The 21,412-nt window shown below is 42.3% G+C and carries 17 protein-coding genes; 13 read left to right on the top strand and 4 right to left on the bottom strand.

Annotation, left to right across the window (positions count from 1 at the left end; translation table 11 throughout):
• Positions 1 to 60 precede the first annotated feature (60 nt).
• The 3 genes from ACEYW6_RS18765 (at position 61) to ACEYW6_RS18755 (ending at position 4,421) form a co-directional block, all read left to right on the top strand.
• Positions 61 to 2,217, top strand: coding sequence for a polyribonucleotide nucleotidyltransferase (locus ACEYW6_RS18765; protein ID WP_190894819.1), 2,157 nt, complete (start codon positions 61 to 63; stop codon positions 2,215 to 2,217).
• 345 nt (positions 2,218 to 2,562) lie between these two features.
• Positions 2,563 to 3,924, top strand: coding sequence for a 5-histidylcysteine sulfoxide synthase (gene ovoA, locus ACEYW6_RS18760; RefSeq protein WP_412980921.1), 1,362 nt, complete (start codon positions 2,563 to 2,565; stop codon positions 3,922 to 3,924).
• A 2-nt stretch (positions 3,925 to 3,926) separates the two neighbouring features.
• A complete protein-coding gene (locus ACEYW6_RS18755) occupies positions 3,927 to 4,421 on the top strand; it encodes a DUF427 domain-containing protein (protein WP_196511080.1) in 495 nt (164 codons plus the stop codon).
• 157 nt (positions 4,422 to 4,578) lie between these two features.
• On the opposite strand, the gene ilvC is transcribed toward ACEYW6_RS18755, so the two are convergent.
• Entirely contained in the window at positions 4,579 to 5,574 is a 996-nt protein-coding gene (gene ilvC / locus ACEYW6_RS18750) for a ketol-acid reductoisomerase (protein WP_412980920.1), read from the bottom strand.
• A gap of 463 nt (positions 5,575 to 6,037) precedes the next feature.
• Between ilvC and ACEYW6_RS18745 the strand changes: the two genes are divergently transcribed.
• The 7 genes from ACEYW6_RS18745 to ACEYW6_RS18715 all read left to right on the top strand — a co-directional run bounded on the left by ACEYW6_RS18745 (position 6,038) and on the right by ACEYW6_RS18715 (position 14,376).
• Positions 6,038 to 6,964: a DUF4349 domain-containing protein gene (locus ACEYW6_RS18745; RefSeq protein ID WP_412980919.1), complete on the top strand. Its 927-nt coding sequence runs from the start codon at positions 6,038 to 6,040 to the stop codon at positions 6,962 to 6,964.
• A 234-nt stretch (positions 6,965 to 7,198) separates the two neighbouring features.
• Positions 7,199 to 8,557 (top strand): NAD(P)/FAD-dependent oxidoreductase, encoded by a 1,359-nt coding sequence (locus ACEYW6_RS18740; protein WP_412980918.1) that lies wholly within the window; start codon positions 7,199 to 7,201, stop codon positions 8,555 to 8,557.
• 151 nt (positions 8,558 to 8,708) lie between these two features.
• The gene (locus ACEYW6_RS18735) at positions 8,709 to 9,944 is read left to right on the top strand and encodes an LL-diaminopimelate aminotransferase (protein WP_412980917.1); all 1,236 of its coding nucleotides are present in this window, start codon (positions 8,709 to 8,711) and stop codon (positions 9,942 to 9,944) included.
• Positions 9,945 to 10,527: 583 nt separating this feature from the next.
• Positions 10,528 to 11,397 carry a zinc metalloprotease HtpX gene (locus ACEYW6_RS18730; RefSeq protein WP_412980916.1) on the top strand — a complete coding sequence of 290 codons (870 nt, stop codon included), beginning with the start codon at positions 10,528 to 10,530 and terminating at the stop codon, positions 11,395 to 11,397.
• 83 nt (positions 11,398 to 11,480) lie between these two features.
• Complete coding sequence (locus ACEYW6_RS18725) at positions 11,481 to 11,915, top strand: hypothetical protein (RefSeq protein WP_190894827.1); 435 nt, start codon at positions 11,481 to 11,483, stop codon at positions 11,913 to 11,915.
• A gap of 161 nt (positions 11,916 to 12,076) precedes the next feature.
• Positions 12,077 to 13,357, top strand: a complete 1,281-nt coding sequence (locus ACEYW6_RS18720; RefSeq protein ID WP_412980915.1) for a M16 family metallopeptidase — start codon at positions 12,077 to 12,079, stop codon at positions 13,355 to 13,357.
• Positions 13,358 to 13,515: 158 nt separating this feature from the next.
• Entirely contained in the window at positions 13,516 to 14,376 is an 861-nt protein-coding gene (locus tag ACEYW6_RS18715; RefSeq protein WP_412980914.1) for a fructosamine kinase family protein, read from the top strand.
• 112 nt (positions 14,377 to 14,488) lie between these two features.
• On the opposite strand, the gene ACEYW6_RS18710 is transcribed toward ACEYW6_RS18715, so the two are convergent.
• Positions 14,489 to 14,806, bottom strand: a complete 318-nt coding sequence (locus ACEYW6_RS18710) for a TMEM14 family protein (RefSeq protein ID WP_412980913.1) — start codon at positions 14,804 to 14,806, stop codon at positions 14,489 to 14,491.
• A 107-nt stretch (positions 14,807 to 14,913) separates the two neighbouring features.
• On the opposite strand from ACEYW6_RS18710, the gene ACEYW6_RS18705 reads away from it, so the two are divergent.
• The 3 genes from ACEYW6_RS18705 (at position 14,914) to ACEYW6_RS18695 (ending at position 19,198) form a co-directional block, all read left to right on the top strand.
• Positions 14,914 to 16,248 carry an ATP-binding protein gene (locus ACEYW6_RS18705; RefSeq protein ID WP_412980912.1) on the top strand — a complete coding sequence of 445 codons (1,335 nt, stop codon included), beginning with the start codon at positions 14,914 to 14,916 and terminating at the stop codon, positions 16,246 to 16,248.
• Between the two features lie 187 nt (positions 16,249 to 16,435).
• Positions 16,436 to 17,773 (top strand): tellurite resistance TerB C-terminal domain-containing protein, encoded by a 1,338-nt coding sequence (locus tag ACEYW6_RS18700; RefSeq protein WP_412980911.1) that lies wholly within the window; start codon positions 16,436 to 16,438, stop codon positions 17,771 to 17,773.
• A gap of 96 nt (positions 17,774 to 17,869) precedes the next feature.
• The gene (locus ACEYW6_RS18695; RefSeq protein WP_412980910.1) at positions 17,870 to 19,198 is read left to right on the top strand and encodes an ATP-binding protein; all 1,329 of its coding nucleotides are present in this window, start codon (positions 17,870 to 17,872) and stop codon (positions 19,196 to 19,198) included.
• Positions 19,199 to 19,547: 349 nt separating this feature from the next.
• Here the strand turns inward: ACEYW6_RS18695 and ACEYW6_RS18690 are convergent, their stop codons facing one another.
• Entirely contained in the window at positions 19,548 to 20,135 is a 588-nt protein-coding gene (locus ACEYW6_RS18690) for a Uma2 family endonuclease (protein ID WP_412980909.1), read from the bottom strand.
• 56 nt (positions 20,136 to 20,191) lie between these two features.
• Positions 20,192 to 21,394 (bottom strand): AGE family epimerase/isomerase, encoded by a 1,203-nt coding sequence (locus ACEYW6_RS18685; protein WP_412980908.1) that lies wholly within the window; start codon positions 21,392 to 21,394, stop codon positions 20,192 to 20,194.
• Positions 21,395 to 21,412 lie beyond the last annotated feature (18 nt).

Genomic DNA, 21,412 nt, shown 5'->3' with positions numbered 1-21,412 from the left:
TGCATAAATGTTAGGATTGCCACAGAAAGAGAATAGCGAAAGAGAAGGAAAAAAAACTGAATGGCAGAAGTTGACAAGTCAATATCCTTCGATGGAAGGGATATTCGACTGAAAGTAGGCCTACTAGCTCCCCAGGCTGGTGGGTCAGTTTTGATAGAATCAGGGGATACATCCGTTTTAGTTACGGCTACGCGATCGCAAGCCAGAGAAGGCATTGATTTTCTTCCGCTCACAGTAGATTATGAAGAAAGGCTATATGCCGCTGGTAGGATTCCCGGAGGGATCATGCGCCGAGAAGGTCGTCCACCAGAAAAAACAATTCTCACTAGCCGTCTTATAGACCGCCCCATGCGTCCCCTGTTCCCTTCATGGCTACGGGATGACCTGCAAATTATTGCCTTAACGCTGTCGATGGACGAGTTAGTTCCACCCGATGTGTTAGCAGTTACAGGCGCTTCAATCGCTACCCTAATTGCCCAAATTCCTTTTAATGGGCCAATGGCAGCAGTGCGGGTTGGTTTAGTGGGAGATGATTTCATTATTAACCCCACCTATGCAGAAACTGAAGCTGGAGACTTGGATCTGGTAGTAGCAGGTTCACCACATGGCGTAATCATGGTGGAGGCGGGAGCCAATCAGTTGCCAGAGCGAGATATTATCGAGGCGATTGACTTTGGTTATGAAGCAGTGCGGGACTTAATCAAAGCACAGCAAGATTTAATCGCAGAACTGGGTTTGGTAATAGTGCAAGAAGCACCACCAGAAGTAGACCAGACTCTGGAAAATTATATCCGCGATCGCGCTAGCGGCGAGATTAAAAAAATCTTGTCTCAATTTAGTTTCACCAAACCCCAACGCGATGCAGCTTTAGATGTCGTCAAGGATGAAATTGCCGCGACGATTACCGAACTGCCAGAAGAAGACCCAATTCGAGTTGCCGCAACTGCAAATAAGAAGGCACTTGGTAACACTTTTAAAGATATTACCAAACACTTCATGCGGCGGCAAATCATCGAAGATAACGTTCGCGTTGATGGTCGTAAACTCGATGAAGTGCGTCGTGTTTCTTGTTTAGTTGATGTTTTACCAAAGCGAGTCCACGGTAGCGGTTTATTTAACCGGGAACTAACTCAGGTATTATCCACTTGTACTTTGGGTACACCTGGGGATGCTCAAAACCTGAACGATGACATGCAGCTAGATCAGCACAAGCGTTACCTGCACCATTACAACTTCCCGCCTTTCTCAGTTGGAGAAACCAAGCCAATGCGGGCCCCAGGAAGGCGCGAAATTGGTCACGGGGCATTAGCAGAACGAGCGCTACTACCTGTGCTACCGTCAAAAGAACAATTTCCCTACGTGATTCGCATCGTATCGGAAGTACTTTCCTCCAACGGTTCCACCTCAATGGGTTCAGTTTGTGGTTCTACCCTCGCCCTGATGGATGCTGGTGTACCAATTCTCAAACCCGTCAGTGGCGCAGCAATGGGTCTGATTAAGGATGGGGACGAAGTGCGAATCCTCACCGATATTCAGGGCATTGAAGACTTTTTGGGCGATATGGACTTCAAAGTTGCTGGTACAGATACCGGAATTACCGCCTTGCAAATGGATATGAAAATCTCCGGTTTGTCATTGGAGGTTATTTCCCAAGCCGTTCACCAAGCTAAAGCAGCCAGGTTGCACATTCTGGAGAAAATGCTTGCCTGCATTGATACGCCGCGGACTGAAACATCAGCTTATGCCCCGCGTCTGTTAACAATCAAGATTGATTCAGACATGATTGGTCTGGTCATCGGGCCTGGAGGCAAGACTATTAAGGGCATCACGGAGGAAACTGGTGCAAAAATTGACATCGAAGATGATGGCACCGTGACAATTTCCGCTGTGGATGAGAACAAGGCCAAGAGAGCCAGAAACATTATCCAAGGCATGACCCGCAAGTTACACGAAGGGGATGTCTACGCAGGACGCATCACTCGGATTATACCGATAGGTGCATTTGTGGAATTCCTGCCTGGAAAAGAAGGGATGATCCACATCTCACAACTAGCTGACTACCGTGTTGGCAAAGTTGAGGATGAAGTAGCGGTGGGCGATGAAGTGATTATCAAAGTGCGCGAAATTGATAACAAAGGTCGGATTAATCTCACTCGCTTGGGTATCCACCCAGATCAAGCAGCAGCAGCACGGGAAGCTGCGGCGGTGAATCGGTAACTCGATTTGGGATTTTAGATTAGATAAAATCTAAAATCCGCGATGCCTACTGTGAAGGCATCGCCGTATGCTTCTCTAATTAGTTGCAATCTTAACTTGATAGCAAGAAGACAGTTAATAAATGTTTTAAACTCGCCTATACCTGTTGAGCAACGTTGCTACATTATTTATATTATTTTGGCAAGCCGTAATTAAAGTAATTTAAACTATACCTTTTATCTATTTACAAATTGAGCAGATTGTTTGATCATAACGACACAAGACAAAAGATGATGAACAAAACTTTTTTTTATAAGAAGTCGTAGTTTATGTAATTTGTCTGATGAATGTTCTGTCAAAAATATCATGCCTTTAGTTCAAACGATAAATAAACTGACATCAACTCAAGTCCCCACACTCAATGATTGCAGTTCACAAAGCCTGCTCAACTACTTTGAGAATTCTTGGGAACTTGAAGAAACACTCATGAAAAGTTTGGTTGGGGAAGAAACTTTTTATCTTAACCCCGATCCTTTAAGAAACCGTCTAATTTTTTATCTTGGTCACTCCGCTGTTTTTTTCATCAATAAATTAATTCGCGTTGGTTTAATCAAAGCTGGAATTAATTCAGAATACGAAACCCTATTTGAAATCGGAGTTGATCCACAAACACCAACAGAACTCGACGCAGCTATGCAAGGGGTTAGCTGGCCTGATGTCGAAAAAGTTTGGCAATACCGAGACAAGGCAAAAGAGGCGATCGCAAAAGTTATTCAAAATACTTCCCTGGATCTGCCGATTCATCAACAGCATCCCTTCTGGGCTTTGCTGATGGGAATAGAACATAGTCGGATTCACTTTGAAACCTCTTCGATGTTGGTGCGTCAATTGCCTACTGATTGCCTAAAACGTCCCCAAGGCTGGAATTATGCACCTAGCAACGCGAAGATTCCCAATAATGAAATGCGCCGGGTTCCAGGTGGTGTGGTGAAATTGGGAAAACCCAAGGATGATCTTACTTATGGTTGGGATAGCGAATATGGCGATCGCACTGTTGAAGTTAAACCGTTTTTAGCTAGTCAATATCTCATCACTAACGGCGAATATCTGAAATTTTTTCAAGCTGGTGGTTACAACAATGCAGACTACTGGAATACTGAATCTTGGGATTGGCTGCAACTCTACAACGTCCAACATCCCAAATTCTGGATACCCTTCCAAGATGGCTACCGCTATCGAGCCACATTCGACGAAATAGACTTACCCCTAGACTGGCCTGTAGAAGTCAATTACTACGAAGCGATCGCATTTTGTCGCTTTCAAGGCTCAGACATGCGCTTGATGACTGAAGCCGAATGGAATCAAGCCTTACTTATCTCTGAAGATAACCAGTTATCAACTAACTATAATCTCAACTTACAATTCATTTCCCCCAGCCCAGTGGGAATGTTCAAACCAGCTAATAGTGCTTCTGGACTTTACGATCTCAGAGGAAACGTCTGGGAATGGTTAGGGGACACATTCAACGCCCTAGCAGGATTTCAACCTCATCCACTTTACGAAGATCAAGCAGCACCGTTTTTTGATGATAAACATCAGATGATGCTCGGTGGTTCTTGGGCTACTAATGGTTCAATGGCATTACCAACCTATCGCAACTGGTTTCGTCCCTACTTTTATCAACACGCTGGTTTTAGAATTGTTCAAGATTTGAAAGGAGATTGTTGAGAATGCGACCAAATCGAATCCCACCAGAACCCGGTCAAGAATCAGTTTGGGATTATCCTCGTCCGGCTCGCTTAGAAGATAGCAACAAATCAATTCGGATAATTTGTAATGGTATTGTTTTAGCAGAAACAACTAAAGCTAAAAGAGTTTTAGAAACTAGCCATCCTCCGGTTTATTACCTTCCTTCTGAAGACATTAAACTAGAATATCTGATAGAAACACCTAAAAAAACTTGGTGTGAGTGGAAAGGTAAGTGTCAATATTATGATATCAGCATCGGTGATAAGTATATAAATAACGCTGCTTGGCGATATATTGAACCCACACCTGATTTTGTAACGATTCAAGAATACTATGCTTTTTACCCTAGTTTAATGGATGCTTGCTATGTAAATGATGAGCTAGTTATGTCTCAACCCGGCGATTTTTATGGGGGATGGATTACTGCTGATATTGTCGGCCCATTTAAAGGTAGCCCAGGAACAATGGGGTGGTAATTTATCAGCTAACAATTCATGGACATCATATAGCGGTTCCCACTCAGATGCGGAACAACGTTAGATAGCAAGATGTAGGGGTACGGCATGCCGTGCCCCTACGGGTTACCTCACGTAAACGATAAGATAACCGCTAGATATTGGCTTTCTGTTTTGCTTAAGCTTTTTTCAACCAGCTAAACATAGCGCGTAAATCTTTGCCGACTTCCTCAATTTTGTGTTCAGCTTCTTTACGACGCATGGCGGTAAATCCTGGTTTACCAGCTTGGTTTTCTAGAACAAATTCTCGTGCAAATTGCCCAGATTGAATTTCGCTGAGAATTTTCTGCATTTCAGCTTTGGTTTGTTCGGTAACAATCCGCGGCCCACGGGTATAATCGCCATATTCAGCTGTGTTAGAAATGCTGTCGCGCATTTTGGCTAAACCGCCTTCTACAACCAAGTCAACAATCAGCTTGACTTCATGCAGACATTCAAAATAAGCCAATTCTGGTTGATAACCAGCTTCTACCAAAGTTTCAAATCCGGCTTTAATTAAAGCACTCAAACCACCGCACAATACTGCTTGTTCGCCAAATAAATCAGTTTCGGTTTCTTCGCGGAAAGTCGTTTCGAGAATACCCGCGCGAGTACCACCGACACCTTTAGCATAAGACATCGCGCGATCGCGTGCCTGACCACTGGCATCTTGATAAACTGCAAACAACGCTGGTACGCCTTCACCCTGTTCATAAGTCCGTCGTACTAAATGCCCTGGCCCTTTTGGTGCTACCATCACCACATCTACGTTAGCCGGTGGTACAACTTGCCCAAAGTGAATATTGAAACCGTGGGCAAAAGCCAACACATTCCCTTCTTGTAGATTGGGTTCAATTTCGTTTTTGTAAATCGTTTTTTGGACTTCATCAGGTAACAAAATCATGATGAAATCAGCAGCATTGGCAGCATCTGCAACATTTTTCACAGTTAACCCAGCAGCTTCAGCTTTTGCTACTGACTTACTACCCGGATATAGTCCCACAATCACATTCAAACCACTATCTTTGAGATTGAGAGCGTGGGCATGACCTTGAGAACCATAGCCGATGATAGCAATAGTTTTTCCAGCCAAAAGGTCTAAATTGGCATCTTCGTCATAGTACATCCGGGCCATAGAAGCATCTCCTGTCAGCAAGCATCGTCATTTATTGGCAGGCTTACGATTGTACCTCAAATTGAGTAACCACAGATGAACTGTCAACCATTAAAAATTCGTAATTCGTAATGACGCTCGAAGACTCGCTAACGCTGCGCTAACGTAATTCGTAATTAAACCAAGGTTCAGACTCTATGGGTCGTGCCGTTACGGGTGTGGTCTAAATCCCCATCCATAACGTGATTACGTTAGCGCAGCCCAAAGAAAGAGTCCACGTACTCCCCTCCCGCAAAGAAGCAAGCTACGCGTAGCGTCTCAGCGTCTGTCTGCAACATACTGCGCGAACGTAAAGAGCGTCATTAGTAATTACGAATTACGAATTACGAATTACTTTGACCCTGTTACATAAATCGCAACAATACAGGTTTTGAGTTTTACTTCAGTAATACTGGGGTTAACTTCATCCATCTGGGGGTAGATTATGTACGCTTCGACTAAATTCCCGCGCACATCTGCTTTATTTATAAGTGCATTATTAGGAGGGGTGATTTTCACCAGTTGCGCTTCTTCTGAACGCTCAACAAGTTCGGCTTTACCTCAGATGGCCGCCGATGGGATGGCAAATCGAGCATCTGCACCTGCTGGTGAAAGCAGTATTTCTCAAAAGGCGGAAGCTTCATCAATAGTTCGTTCTCGTCCGCAACTCATTAAAAAGGCAGCAATCTCTTTGACTGTCAACTCTGTAGATCAGACTGTTAATACTGTTTCGCAAATTATCAATAAACAGCAAGGGGATTTGATCGGGTTGAGACAACAACAACCCAAAACCGACAACCCGCGTCACACAGCAACAATACAATTGCGGATACCAGAGAACCGACTAGAACCTACCCTAGAACAACTAGCTAAATTGGGCACTGTCGAGAGTCGTAATATCACTGCTGAAGATGTGGGCGATCGCTTGGTAGATTTTCAAGCTAGATTAACCAATTTGCAGAAAACTGAAGCCAATTTGCAAAAAATTATGGATCGGGCGGGTTCTGTTAGAGATGTCCTCAGTGTTGCCCAAGAATTAAGTAATGTTCGACAAACGATAGAACAAATTAATGCCCAACTGAAAAGCTTACAAAATCAAGTTGCATATTCCACTATTACGCTGAACCTAGCAGCAGCAGTTTCTAGCACCACTTCACAACCTGCCTTTGGTTTGCAAGTTCAGGAGACTTGGAACAAATCCACCCACTCCCTTAGTTCATTTTCCGTTGGCTTACTCAAGCTGGGTATTTGGTTAATAGTTTACAGTCCCTATTTGTTAATTTTTGTTGCTCTTGTCTATGGCTTTAACCGTTGGCGGCGAACTCATTCACCACGTTTGAGACAAACACCAGAATCAAATACTTCTGAGTGAATTTGCATAAATCCTACATTAACCTTTGATAAATTTACATAAGCAAAGATTAATTTAAAGATTCCAAACTCTTACTGTCTGTACTTCTATGTTGAAAATTTCTGTTTCTCCTGTCGTTTTAATTACTTTAATCATTCATCAAATGTAAAGAGCAATACAAAATATATGATGACAAGTTTGATACAAATTTGTTAAGAATAGTTACAATAGTCAGAATACAGGATAATATTTCTTATGGTAAATTTACTTGACAATAATCCACCTCATCAAGTAGTTATTGTTGGCGGTGGTTTTGGTGGACTTTATGCAGCCAAAACACTTGCCAATGCGGCCGTCAACGTTACTCTGATTGATAAACGTAACTTTCATCTATTTCAACCCCTCTTATACCAAGTTGCTACAGGTGCCCTATCTCCTGCGGATATTTCTTCGCCGTTGCGTTCTGTATTAAGCAAGAGCAAGAATACGAAAGTGCTATTGGGAGAGGTACATAATATTGATCCAGAAGCGCAAGAAGTGATTGTGGGTGGCGAAGCAATACCTTACGATACGTTAATTGTCGCCACAGGTGCCAAGCATTCCTACTTTGGCAAAGACAACTGGGAAGAATTCGCCCCAGGCTTGAAAACTGTAGAAGATGCCATAGAAATGCGTCGCCGGATCTTTACAGCGTTTGAAGCCGCAGAAAAAGAAACCGATCCAGAAAAACGCCGTGCTTGCCTAACCTTTGTAATTGTTGGTGGTGGGCCTACTGGTGTAGAGTTAGCTGGCGCGATCGCAGAATTGGCAAATCAAACTCTCAAAGAAGATTTCCGCAACATCGACACATCGGAAGCCAAGATTTTGCTATTAGAAGGGCTGGATCGGATTCTGCCACCCTTTGCACCAGAGTTATCAGAAGAAGCGGAAGCATCCCTGACGCGTTTGGGGGTGGTTGTCCAGACAAAAACATTGGTAACGAATATTGAAAATGATATTGTTACCCTCAAACAAGGCGATGAAGTTAAAGAAATTGCCTCAAAAACGGTATTATGGGCAGCAGGTGTGAAAGCTTCAGCAATGGGAAAAGTGCTAGCAGAACACGCAGGTGCCGAGTGCGATCGCGCTGGACGGATTATTGTCGAACCTGACTTGAGTATTAAGGGACATCCCAATATTTTTGTAATTGGCGACTTAGCAAATTTTTCTCATCAGAATGGTAAGCCGCTACCTGGTGTTGCACCTGTAGCCAAGCAAGAAGGTGAATATGTAGCAGCACTAGTCCAACAGCGGCTTGTAGGTAACAGTTTGCCACCCTTTTCTTATGTTGATCGGGGTAGTTTAGCAATGATTGGGCACAATTCTGCTGTGGTAGATTTGGGCTTTATCAAGCTGAAAGGTTTCTTTGCGTGGTTGTTTTGGCTGGTGATTCACATCTACTTCTTAATTGAATTTGACAACAAATTAGTAGTAATAATTCAGTGGGCCTGGAACTATTTCACCCGTAATCGCGGAGCAAGATTAATTACAGGACAAGAATCAATCACGCAGTTTGGAATTAGCGATCGCAACAGTTACACATCAGCCGACAATAAACAAACGGTAAATGTCTAAGTTGGGAATTGGGCATGGGGCATGGGAGAAAGAATTCTTATAACTCCAAATTCCTAACTCTCCACTCCTAACTCCCCACTCCCTACAACAAAGTTATCGCCCTCATAAATTAGCAGTAAGCTATTTGAGGGCGTTTTTCATAATCTATATAATGGCAACTATTAACGACAACTACCTGAAACTGAAAGCGGGTTATCTGTTTCCAGAAATTGCTCGGCGGGTGAATGCCTTTGCAGAAGCCAATCCTGATGCTAAAATCATCCGGTTGGGCATTGGCGATGTTACCGAACCTCTGCCGGAGGCTTGCCGCACAGCTATGATTAAAGCTGTGGAAGAGATGAGCGATCGCAATACCTTTAAAGGCTACGGGCCAGAGCAAGGCTACGCTTGGTTGCGGGAGAAAATTGCTACTCACGATTTCCAAGCACGAGGAGCCAATATAGATGCTTCCGAAATCTTTATCTCCGACGGTTCCAAGTGCGACACCGGCAATATTTTGGAAATCTTTGGTCATGACAATATAATTGCCGTTACTGACCCCGTTTACCCCGTATATGTAGACACTAACGTGATGGTGGGGAATACGGGAGATGCCAACGATAAAGGCGAGTTTGAGGGTTTAGTTTATCTACCAATTACGGCTGATAACAACTTCACCGCCGAAATTCCCTCAAAAAAAGTAGATTTAATCTATCTCTGCTTTCCCAATAACCCCACTGGCGCAACTGCAACCAAGGAATATTTAAAAGCATGGGTAGACTATGCCAAAGCTAATAACTCGATTATTTTCTTTGATGCAGCCTACGAAGCTTATATTACCGATCCGTCGATTCCGCATTCAATTTATGAAATTGAAGGTGCAAGAGAAGTTGCGATCGAATTTCGTTCTTTCTCCAAAAATGCAGGTTTTACAGGAACTCGTTGCGCGTTAACTGTGGTACCGAAGACACTCACAGGAAAAGCCGCTGATGGTTCCGATGTGGAACTATGGAAACTATGGAATCGCCGCCAGTCCACCAAATTTAATGGCGTTTCTTACATCGTCCAACGGGGAGCCGAAGCGGTTTACTCCGAAGAAGGACAGGCACAAATCAAAGGATTGGTTAGTTTCTATCTAGAAAACGCCAAAATTATCCGCGAGAAACTCACAGCCGCCGGATTATCAGTTTATGGTGGCGTGAATGCACCTTATGTCTGGGTAAAAACTCCTAATGGTTTATCCAGCTGGGAATTCTTTGATAAGTTGCTGCAAACTGTCAACGTTGTAGGAACACCCGGTTCTGGCTTTGGTGCTGCGGGTGAAGGTTACTTCCGCATTTCGGCGTTTAACAGCCGGGAGAATGTCGAAGAGGCGATGAAGCGGATTGCCGAGAAGTTTAAAGTGTAAGGCGATCGCTTTTGTTAAACTCATTCTATTAGTCTAAAGGTTACGGTGGGCTGTATTATCCACCGCAACCTGATAGATAATTATTGAGATTCAGTTCCAGAACTATGGGTTTACGATAACGGGAGTCTTTCTATTTATTTGCTCAAAGAAGGGAAATATATAAAATCTGACACCAGTCCTAATTTTGCAGATGCATAGCTATTACTCAGATTATCCCTGCTGCCGTGGAACGTAGTTGGCAAGTAGGTAGTTTTCAAGCTTTGGAAGAATTGGAAGCGATGATTTAGTAAACGGTTCAAATTTACGTAGTTGTTTCATCCCATAACTCCTTAATTTCTGTCTTAATAAATAATTTACTCCTACAGATAGATGTCTTTTTATTATCTATAAATATATATTTTATCAAAATAGCACGTATCAAAAACAACTAAATTTTTATTTATAAAATTTAAGTAGGAAAACCGTACTTATCTGATAGGTTTTCTGTACCATATATCTAAGTTTAGCTGGATACAATCAAGATGTAGCTTAATTAATGCTGTTTTCTAGAAAATTTATACAGCATTAGCAGGAGAGCGAAAATATGGGAAATCAAGTGAAAACGGTTGCTTTGCTAGCTGCATTAAGTGGGCTTTTGATAGCTATTAGTTACTGGGTAATTGGCGGTAGTAGTGGCTTGATAATTGGAATCGGCTTGGCAGCAGTAACAAACCTGTTTTCGTGGTATCAATCAGATAAAATTGCGCTGGCAGTATACCGCGCCCAGCCTGTGAGTGAAAGGGAAGCACCAGGACTTTATCGGATGGTGCAGAAATTGAGCGATCGCGCGAACATTCCCATGCCCAAAGTTTACATTGTTCCAAGCCAAGGTGCTAACGCCTTTGCTACAGGGCGCGATCCAGAACACGCTGCTGTGGCTGTCACTGAAGGCATTTTGAATATATTGCCAGAGGATGAACTCGAAGGCGTTATCGCCCACGAACTCACCCACATTATTAATCGTGACACCCTTACACAAGCCGTTGCTGCTACTGTTGCCGGTGCTATCTCATTCCTAGCCCAAATGGTGAGTTACAGCTTATGGTTTGGCGGTGGTTCACGAGATGGTAACAGAGGTGCAAATCCTTTGGGAGTTTTATTAACAGTAATGCTTGCGCCATTGGCTGCGACGATTATTCAGTTAGCAATTTCGCGTACACGAGAATTCTCTGCTGATGCAGGTTCAGCTAGATTAACTGGTAATCCCCGCGCCTTAGCCAGAGCATTACAGCGCTTGGAAGCCTCAGCAAGACAGATGCCTTTAAATGCCAATCCAGCTTATGAGCCGTTATTAATTATCAATTCTATCTCTGGACAGTTTATGGGTAACTTGTTCTCCAGTCACCCTGCTACAGAGGCGCGAGTTGCAGCATTGATGAAACTAGAGCAACAACTGCCAACAACAACTTATTAAGCCTATCCAAATGAGTAATAATTATTAGTAGAGGGTGCAGTTTTCATCCGAAAGTAAGCTTTGCAATTAAGGATGTTTGAACGATGACTGCTAACAATATCGAATCCTTTGAAACCACAGTAATTGAATCTACCGAATCCATAGTAATTGTAGAAATCAGTTCTGAAACAGACGAATTAGTGGAAACCGAAATGGTTGGTGAAACTGATGAGGTGAAGCGCGAAACCAAAGCGCTTATTGAAGCGTTAAAAAGACGCGCTCAAGCTGAGGCTGATTCAGCAGGTACTCTCACCCGTGAAACCTATTTGAAAGTTGTGCGTCAAGCACGGGAATTGATTGAAGGGAGGAAGCTGATGGAACGCGATCGCCTTCGCCTAGAAAACTCTTGGGCGATAATTCAGGATGAAGCTGAGAGAAACTGGCACTTAATGATGAAAGACTTAGTAGACTTCAGCTTTCGCCTGCAAAAGGCGGCTATTGCTGCTTGGGAAACCTTCAATCACCCTTACTCTCGTTAGTTCGACGAACCTCTCTCTGTCTTGAATTAAAGTTCAAGTCTGTCCCTTTCCGACTCGGAGAGGGACAGGTTTTGCGTACTAAAACCTCTTAGTGGTCTTTTTATATAATTTTCTGTCACGGATAAGATAAAGGAGTAACATAGCTCCTCACGCAAGTAGCAATGACTTCAACCCTACGGAAACTTCCTCGTCTTAATACCCCAACCCTGCATCAGTTGCCCAATGGTTTGACAATCATAGCGGAGCAGATGCCAGTTGAAGCTGTAAACCTCAACTTATGGATTAAAGTTGGTTCAGCCGTAGAATCTGATGCCATTAACGGCATGGCTCACTTTTTAGAGCATATGATTTTTAAGGGAACAGAACGACTGGCTAGCGGTGAGTTTGAACGTCGAATTGAAGAACGGGGTGCTGTTACCAATGCCGCTACTAGCCAAGACTATACTCATTACTATATAACCACTGCCCCCAAAGATTTTGCCGAGCTTGCTCCACTACAAATAGATGTAGTATCAAATGCTAGTATTCCTGATGATGCTTTTGAACGTGAGCGATTAGTAGTTTTAGAAGAAATTAGGCGTTCAGAGGATAATCCCCAACGGCGTACATTTCGACGAGCAATGGAGACAGCCTTTGATGAACTACCTTATCGCCGTGCGGTATTGGGGCCAGAATCGGTGATTGCCGAACTTAAACCCCAGCAGATGCGTGATTTTCATACTAGTTGGTATCAACCCCAGTCAATTACTGCTGTAGCTGTGGGCAATTTGCCTGTGGAAGAATTAATTGCGATCATTGCTGAAGGATTTACAAATGCTCATCAAACTCAGTACTCACCACTCCTTACTCACGACTCACCCCTAAATCCTGAGTCACCATTTACAGAGATTGTGCGTCGAGAATTTGTAGATGAAAGTCTCCAGCAAGCAAGGCTAGTGATGGTTTGGCGGGTTCCAGGAATGGTTCAGTTAGATCGCACCTATGGACTGGATGTTTTAGCCGGAATTTTGGGACACGGACGGACATCAAGGCTGGTGAGGGATTTAAGAGAAGAACGGGGATTGGTTTCTTCAATTTCTGTGAGCAACATGAGCAATCAGCTGCAAGGGATATTTTATATTTCAGCTAAATGTGCAGTAGAAAATTTAGCACAAGTAGAGGATGCGATCGCTCAACACATTCGCAAAGTCCAAACCGAGTTAGTTACAGAATCAGAAATTGCCCGTGTGCGGCGGCGAGTAGCGAACAGATTTATTTTTGGCAATGAAACACCAAGCGATCGCACTGGGTTGTATGGTTACTATCATTCCTTGGTAGGAGATTTAGAACCCGCCTTTAACTACCCAGATCATATTCAGAGCCAAGATGCAACTGACTTGATGCAAGCAGCCAAAGAGTATCTTTCTCCAGATGCTTATGGTGTAGTTGTCGTCAAGCCGTAAATTAAAAATGGGGAATAATCAATAAAGTTAGGAGTTAGGAGTTAGGAGTTATGAGTTAAAAGCCATGATTGTGTCTCCTTACTCCTAACTTTGGTTTAACTTCTCACTCCTAACTTCACACTCCTAACTTTGGTTTAACTCCTAACTTTTATTTAACAATGTGGACTCAACTCGATGCTCAAATTAGCCAGGTGACTGGCGAAAAATTTCAGAGTCAGCAACGGCGATCGGTTGGTGGCGGGTGCATCAACCAAGGTTATGCTATCTCCAATGGTGAGATAACCTACTTCGTCAAGCTTAACCAACCATCCCAAGCTGCGATGTTTGAGGCTGAGGCAATGGGTTTAAAGGAAATGCTAGCCACAGCTAGTATTCGCGTCCCAAATCCTATTTGCTGGGGTGTAGCTGAGAATTCTAGCTACATCGTGCTGGAATGGTTAGAACTTGCTAGCGGTAACAGCAATTCGTGGGAAGAGATGGGGCGCAAGTTGGCGGCGATGCATAAAGCTAGCAGTAGCAAAGGTTTTGGTTGGAAAATTAACAATACCATTGGTTCTACGCCCCAAATCAATACTTGGGCAGCAGACTGGGCAGAATTTTATATTAAACATCGCCTGGGTTATCAATTTCAGTTGGCAAGGCGACGGGGAGGAAATTTCCCCTCTTCAGAAAAATTACTAGCTGCCATCCCTGAACTATTGGCGCATCAGGTGCAACCTTCTTTAGTACATGGCGATTTATGGGGTGGAAATGCTGGGTGTACTAACTCAGGAGAACCCGCGATTTTTGATCCAGCAACTTATTTTGGCGATCGCGAAGTTGATATTGCCATGACAGAATTGTTTGGTGGATTCCCCGCAGCTTTTTACAAAGGTTACAACGAAGTTTTTCCTTTAAATGCAGGCTATGAGCAGAGAAAAACACTCTATAACCTATATCACATTTTGAATCACTTCAATTTATTTGGCGGCGGTTATGCTTCCCAGGCGAACCGGATGATTGACCAAATTTTGCGCTAGCTACAACTTTGCGTACCTCTGCGCTTCCCTTTGCGCGACGGCAGTCGCTACAACGGGGGGAACCCCCGCAACGCGCTGCCTCCCCTCTGCGTTTGCGTTTAAATTTCACCCCTCAATTCCCCACCATTTGATTCACCATCACCGCCAAGGACAACATACCCAAAATCGTCATTAATCCAGCCGGCATAAACTTGCGTGTTTTAGCTAGTCTAAATGCAAAGACGACTACTAAAACAGCAGTAACTATCACTGCTAAAATCGAACCCCAGGTTTGCCCTTGGAGTTGAAAGTAAGCGGCAAGTATTAATAATAAACCACTAATGCTCCCACTTAGGAGCGAAACCTTACTTGTAGCCTGAATGTAGCCAATAATGCCGCCAATGATCGCTAATATGCCGTAGGCAAAAGCAGCAATTATACTTAAATTCATTGTTAAAACCTATGTAGATTTTGACTTTACTGCCAAGGTCAGCAGACAATTTACCATAGCTATTTAGCTATACCACACAGTTAATTGATGGAAATCAAGCGATACCAATGGCAAGTTCTTCCTCATATACAAAGGTTCAATATCTCCAACGCCAAGCAGCGTCACTTTTACTGTACCAGTCTGTTCTCCAAAGCGAAGTGGGGATGGCATTTCTGGAACTGTTGCAAGCTATACGTTACACTGATGCCGATGCACGGGGTTGTCTCCAAGCCTACGGCAGTTACTTCCACGCTTTGGCTGCTAGAAATGAAAATTGGGAAGACTATTTAATTACTCAACTTCTCTTGTCTAAGAATCCTTTTACAAAGCTGGCTGAAGTGCAAGAATTTGATGATTTGCCTCCAGCTTTAATAGCAGCAGTTCGCCATGATTTACAAATATTGCAAAGTCTCTATGAATGTAGCAGCGCTTCTTTGAGTGAGTGGATACAAGGCGTAGCTCACATGCCGATTTCACCAGTAGTGTGGTATAAAGAGCAAGAATTGCTAGGAGGAGAGACAAAGTTCGCTACGTATCTACAACAGTTAGACAATTGGGGTGATGCTGTAGAAGAATTAGCAGCTTATTATCGAAAATGTGGCTCTGGTTTATTTGCAGAGTATCGCGCTTTGCGCTGGCAAGGTGGGCAGTTTATCGGTATTCGGTATTCTGACCCAATTAAGCTGAGTGCGCTTGTAGGTTATGAGTCTCAAAAAGATGCTTTGCTGAAAAATACAGAGTTTTTATTATCAGGAGAGATGGCACTACATGTATTACTTTATGGTAGCCGGGGTTCTGGCAAATCTTCTTTGGTGAAATCTTTGTTGAATGAATATAGTAATCGCAGCCTCCGCTTATTAGAAGTGGCAAAAGCTGATTTAAAAGACCTACCAGAAATTGTGGAACATTTACGGGGAGTATCACAAAAATTTATCATCTTTGTCGATGATCTTTCCTTTGAAGAAGATGATGATGCCTTTAAAGCGCTCAAGGTAGTTTTAGAAGGTAATTTAACTGCGCGGCCGCAAAATGTAGTTGTATATGCTACTTCCAATCGCCGCCACCTGATTCGGGAGTTTTTTGTGGATAGACCTACGCCCAAAGATAACGAGGAAATTCATGCCTGGGATACGATGCAGGAGAAACTTTCGTTTAGCGATCGCTTTGGTTTAACCTTGACTTTTGAACCAGCCGATCAGAAAACTTATTTAAAGATTGTACAACATCTAACCGCCCAAGCTGAAATTAATATTACCCAAGAAGATTTAGAATTTCAAGCATTACAATGGGCAACTCGCCATAATGGTCGTTCTGGACGTACAGCACGGCAGTTTGTTGATTTTTTAAAAGCAGATTTAAAACTATTTAATGTAAATAATGATACATCAAAAACTTCAAATTAAAATTAGTTTAGAACTACTATGATACCAACTTTCGAAAAAATGTCTTGTTTCAACAAATATAGCAACGGATTGCAAACCGCTTTTATTAAGTATTTCTCTATGTGTATTTTAATGACGAATTAGGAATTACGTTAGCGTTCGCGCAGCGTCTCGTAGAGAAGCAGGGCGTAGCCCATTACGAATTAGTATGAGAGTTACTTCTTCTGATAATTTCAATCCGCTAAAAACCAGCAATATGCAATCAGTAATGATCAGCAATCGATTTATATTAGGCATAGTTGCCTTTAGTGTGAGTTTTGGACTTAGCCTCGTCCCAAACTGGGATTTTAATAAAGCCTTTCTCACAGGTTTAATCACTGCCGTTACTATCTATGCAGCAGCATTATTCGTAGATAAGCGACGCAGAAATTATGAAATGTTTATTTTAGGTTCTCTCCGCAAGCGAATTAAAGAAATGGAGGGATTGAAAGCTCGCGTTGTCAGAGAAATAAACCAAATCGAAGAACATCATAATTTATTATATGCAGAGTCACAACAACTGCAAAATCAAGTCACAGAAAGCCGTAATCAAAGGGATAGTTTACATCGAGAATTAAGAACATTTGCTGGACAAAAAAAACAGTTAGAAACCGAAATCGGTAGCCTGCAAACTGAAATTAATAACTTGCAGAAAAATCAAGCAGAATTGAACAACGCTTTTTCTATCCTGACAGCAGAAAAGCGCCGTCTAGAGTCAAATTGTAATGTATCTCGCAGTGAAATCACCCATTTGCAAAGTCAAATTTCGGAACTTCAGCAGGAGAAAAAAGAAATTGAAAGCAATTTAACTCTTTTAGGCAGACTCAAACCCCAATTAGAAGAAAAACTCTACGAATTGAGAATTGCAATTCAAGAGTTAGAAGTTGAGACAACCCAAAAAAATCAATTGCTAGTAGCGACAAAAACCGAAAGAGAAAATATCCAAGCTATCCTAAATGCTTCACAAACTCAACTCGCAGAACAAAAAGCCGAATTACAGCAGTTGCAAGGGCAAATTTCATTGTTGCAAGAAGAACGAGATTCATTGCAAGATCAAGTATGGGAATTACTTCAACAAATAGAAACATTCAATCCAGAACCTTTGTCTGATACTTCCCAAGAAAATGATAATGAGTTGTTTCCTTTTTCTGAAATAATGGAAACTACAGAAATCAGAGACACTTCGGAAGTTGATATATCAGATAATCTACCTGAAGAATGGACTAATTTTTTAGAAAATCTCCCAGTATACGAACTAGAAGTATTAAAAGCTATAGTCAAAGAAGATAATCCCAAGGCTGCTATTAAAAAAATTGCCGAAGCAAATATAACTATGCCGAATTTATTAATCGATTCTATAAATGAACGAGCAAATGATACTATTGGTGAATTAATAATTGATTCAAATTCTGAAAGCCCAGAAGTTTATCATGAGTATATGACGCATGTCAAAAAAATGATTTCAGTGTATGAAGACCTCATGGCTAGACATGCTTCATCAAATTAAATTATTATTGCCGTCGTAAGATTAGTAGTAAGGTGAATATCTACCTTACCTACTTGCTGCGTGCTTCTGCGTTTAGAATAAAGTGAAGTGTAATACATGGCAAAGCTCAAAATCTCGAAAAAAATTTCCACTGCTTTAATAAATTCCCTTGGTGCGGGGGTAGTACCAAGAGTGGGAGTTGAATATATAGCAGTAGGTCGAGAAAAAGAACTAAAAAGCCTATTACAAAATCTTGATGATATTGCAGAAGGTGTAGCAGCATTTCGCTTCATAATTGGTAACTACGGTTCCGGTAAAAGTTTTTTATTACAACTAATTCGCAACCGCGCTATGGAGCAAGGTTTCGTAGTAGCTGATGCTGATTTATCCTCTGAACGTCGATTAGCTGGAAGCAACAATGAAGGTGTAGCCACCTATCGAGAATTAATGAGCCACCTAGCTACAAAAACTCGTCCTGATGGTGGTGCTTTAGTCTCGATTTTAGAAGGATGGATTAATAAAATTCAACAAGAAGTGGTTAAAGAAACTGAAATGCGTCCCAATGACGATGGTTTTGATGACAAAGTTGAATCAAAAATTAGGGAAGTAGTTCAATATATTGAAGATTTAGTTCACGGTTTTGATTTTGGTAGCGTGATTATTGCTTATTGGCGTGGCTACCGAATGGATGATGATAATTTAAAAAATGCGGCGATGCGCTGGTTGCGGGGAGAATTTACTACTAAAGTTGAGGCGAAAGCAGCTTTAGGAGTGCGCGTTATTATTGATGATGATAGTTGGTATGACTATATAAAACTGTTTGCTAAATTTGTCGCTGAAATTGGTTATAAAGGACTGTTAATTTTAGTTGACGAAGCCGTACATTTATATCAAATATCTACCACCGTTACGCGGGAAAAGAACTATAATAGACTTCTCGCAATGTTTAACGATACCATGCAATGTAAAGCAGAACATCTTGGTATTGTTGTTGGTGGAACAACTAAATTTTTAGAAGACCCCAAACGGGGACTTTTTGCAGACCAAGCTTGGCAAAGACGCACAAAAGAAAGCCGTTTTGCTGCACAATCTGGAGTTCAGGAACATTTGGGGCCAGTGATTCGGCTAAATCCGTTGAGTGAAGCAGAAATATTGACGCTTCTGCAACGTTTAGCAGAGATTCATGCACTCAATTTTGGGTATGAACAGACTTTGACAAATCGTGAGTTGAAGGAGTTTGTACAAGAAATTATTAATCGCTTGGGTGCAGAAGCATTACTGACACCAGGGGAAATTGTGCGGGATTTTATGAGTGTGCTGAATATTCTTCACCAAAATCCAGAAATTGCGTTTGGTGAATTAATTCATGGCTCTAAATTTAAACCTACTGCTGTGGGTAAGGATGCAGATGTGGATGAGGATGGCGCAGCAGAATTTAGCTTGTGATATTATCAAAACAAAAGTTTGTAGTTATGTATTAGAAAACTGAAAAATGCTTACTTACAGCATAGACAGAAGAGATTTTATTTCACTTATCTGCCTGTCAATTACATTAAAATGATTATCAAGCATTTTTAGCATTCTTAATAGCTTGTCTGAACCCATGTAATTCGGAAACAAATCCAAAATTAATATAATTAGTTCGATGTGGTGCATACTAACAGCATACTTTTTACATATTTAGTATAATATCAATCATTTAAAGCATAAGATAGCAGTATTTAAACGTATCTCAGATAATAGAAAACTTTTTTACGCGTAGGCGTAGCCCGCCGTAGGCATCGCACCAACAAAATCATTCACTAGTACTCTCTGGAACCAAACGACTCAAGTCTAATAATGCATCTTCAAATCCAGGAATCGCCACTGACTGATTAGATAAATAAATCTGCTTGCTGAGATAGCTAAACTTACTTTGAGCATTTTGATATGGCTGGCTGTAATGCTCAAGTTGACGAGCCGACAAATTCACAATCCAGTAATCAGAAATTCCGGCTTCTGCATACAAAGACAACTTGGTTATTTGGTCGTAATCTATTGTTTTATCCGAAATTTCAATAACCAACAAAATATCTTCGGGATACGGATGATGAGCAAGATAATCTTCATCTCTTCCTCGTGCAATGACAACATCCGGCTCAGGCTCACTCTGATTAGGAAGGATGATGGGATCTTGTCCACGGATGACTGCTCTATCGCCTAAAAGCCGATCCAATTGACGGCATAGGATAGAACTACAAACTGTATGAGACGTTCCCTTTGCTGTCATTTGAATCAGTTCCCCTCGAATCAATTCAATACGATCGCCATCTGTGAGAAATCCGAGTTCAATCAATTGATGGTATTCTGCGATCGTAAATCGCTTAGGTGTCACAACATTCATGAGACATCTTTCCAATAGTACTTGTACACTAGCAGAGATTAAACTGACTGCGTTGTTTACCGCCGCAGGCTTTCCAATGCCTCAAATTGCTGCCAACAAAGGTACAATGCACGCGGTACGTGAAAACATCCTTTCCATTTGCCGCCTTTAAGGTTCAACAATACTTCTCCACGGCGATTGAGATAGCCAAACCACTCACCGTATTCTGAATCAGCAAAGTGTGACCAGGCGTAATCGTGCATCTTTTGATACCATTCCCAACATACCTCACGCCCGGTCAGGCGATAGCCCATTGCTAATGCAACCAAAGACTCTAAATGAACCCACCACAGCTTTTGATCCCATTCCAATTGTTGTGGGGGATGACCATCTGCATCCATAAAGTAATACAATCCGCCGTACTCGCTATCCCAAGCAAAATTTAGGATATTTAGCACCACATCAACGGCTTGGTTAATAGTTTTGCTGTCGTTTTGGCGACGTGCGATGTCCATGATGAACCACATCGCTTCGATACCGTGGCCTGGGTTAATCAGCCGTCCCTCAAAACAATCTATGTGGGAACCGTCAGGGGTAACGTTTTCGTACATTAGTCCCCGTTCTTGGTCGAGAAAATCGGTCATCACTTCGCGGACTGTCTCAGCTAAGACATTCTCTAGTGTTTCTTTTGGCAGCAACCATTCCATTTCTAGAGTCAGGTTGGCTAAAATCATCGGTACAGCCAACGATTTCATCGGGCGTGTGCCGGGATAGGTTTTATTATATTTGCCCTTGGGGTTGTCCTTGCGGCGTAATACGTTGTTATAAGCCTGCATCGCCACATCCTTTGCCCATTCTTCGCCGCCAGCGAGTGCATATTTACTAAATGCCATCGCTGCAAAGCAATCAGAGAAGATATTGTAAGGCTGAACTAGTGGTTTTCCTTCACGAGTGAGGGCAAAGTACCAGTTACCATCACTATCTCTGCCATGTTGGGCGAGAAAATTAGCGCCGTTGCTGGCAATTTTCAGCCAATTCTCGCGCTTTTCTAGCTGGTTGTAAAGCATGGAAAAAGTCCATACCTGGCGGTTTTGCAACCAGATGAATTTGTCGGTATCATAAATTTTGCCCTCGCGATCGAGGCAGGTAAAATAACCGCCTTGCTCCCAATCGAGAGAATATTTTTCCCAAAATGGAAGGACATTGTTGAGGAGAGCGTTTTTGTAAAGTTCAGCGTAGGCGTAGCCCACCGGAGGCATCGCTTGAAAATCCTGCTCCATAAATTTCCTCCCCTTTTG

It is taken from the genome of Nostoc sp. UIC 10607 (genome assembly GCF_047228265.1).
Taxonomy (GTDB): domain Bacteria; phylum Cyanobacteriota; class Cyanobacteriia; order Cyanobacteriales; family Nostocaceae; genus Nostoc; species Nostoc foliaceum_A.
Note: the sequence above shows the minus strand (reverse complement) of the source record. Positions and strands in the feature narration are given on the sequence as shown.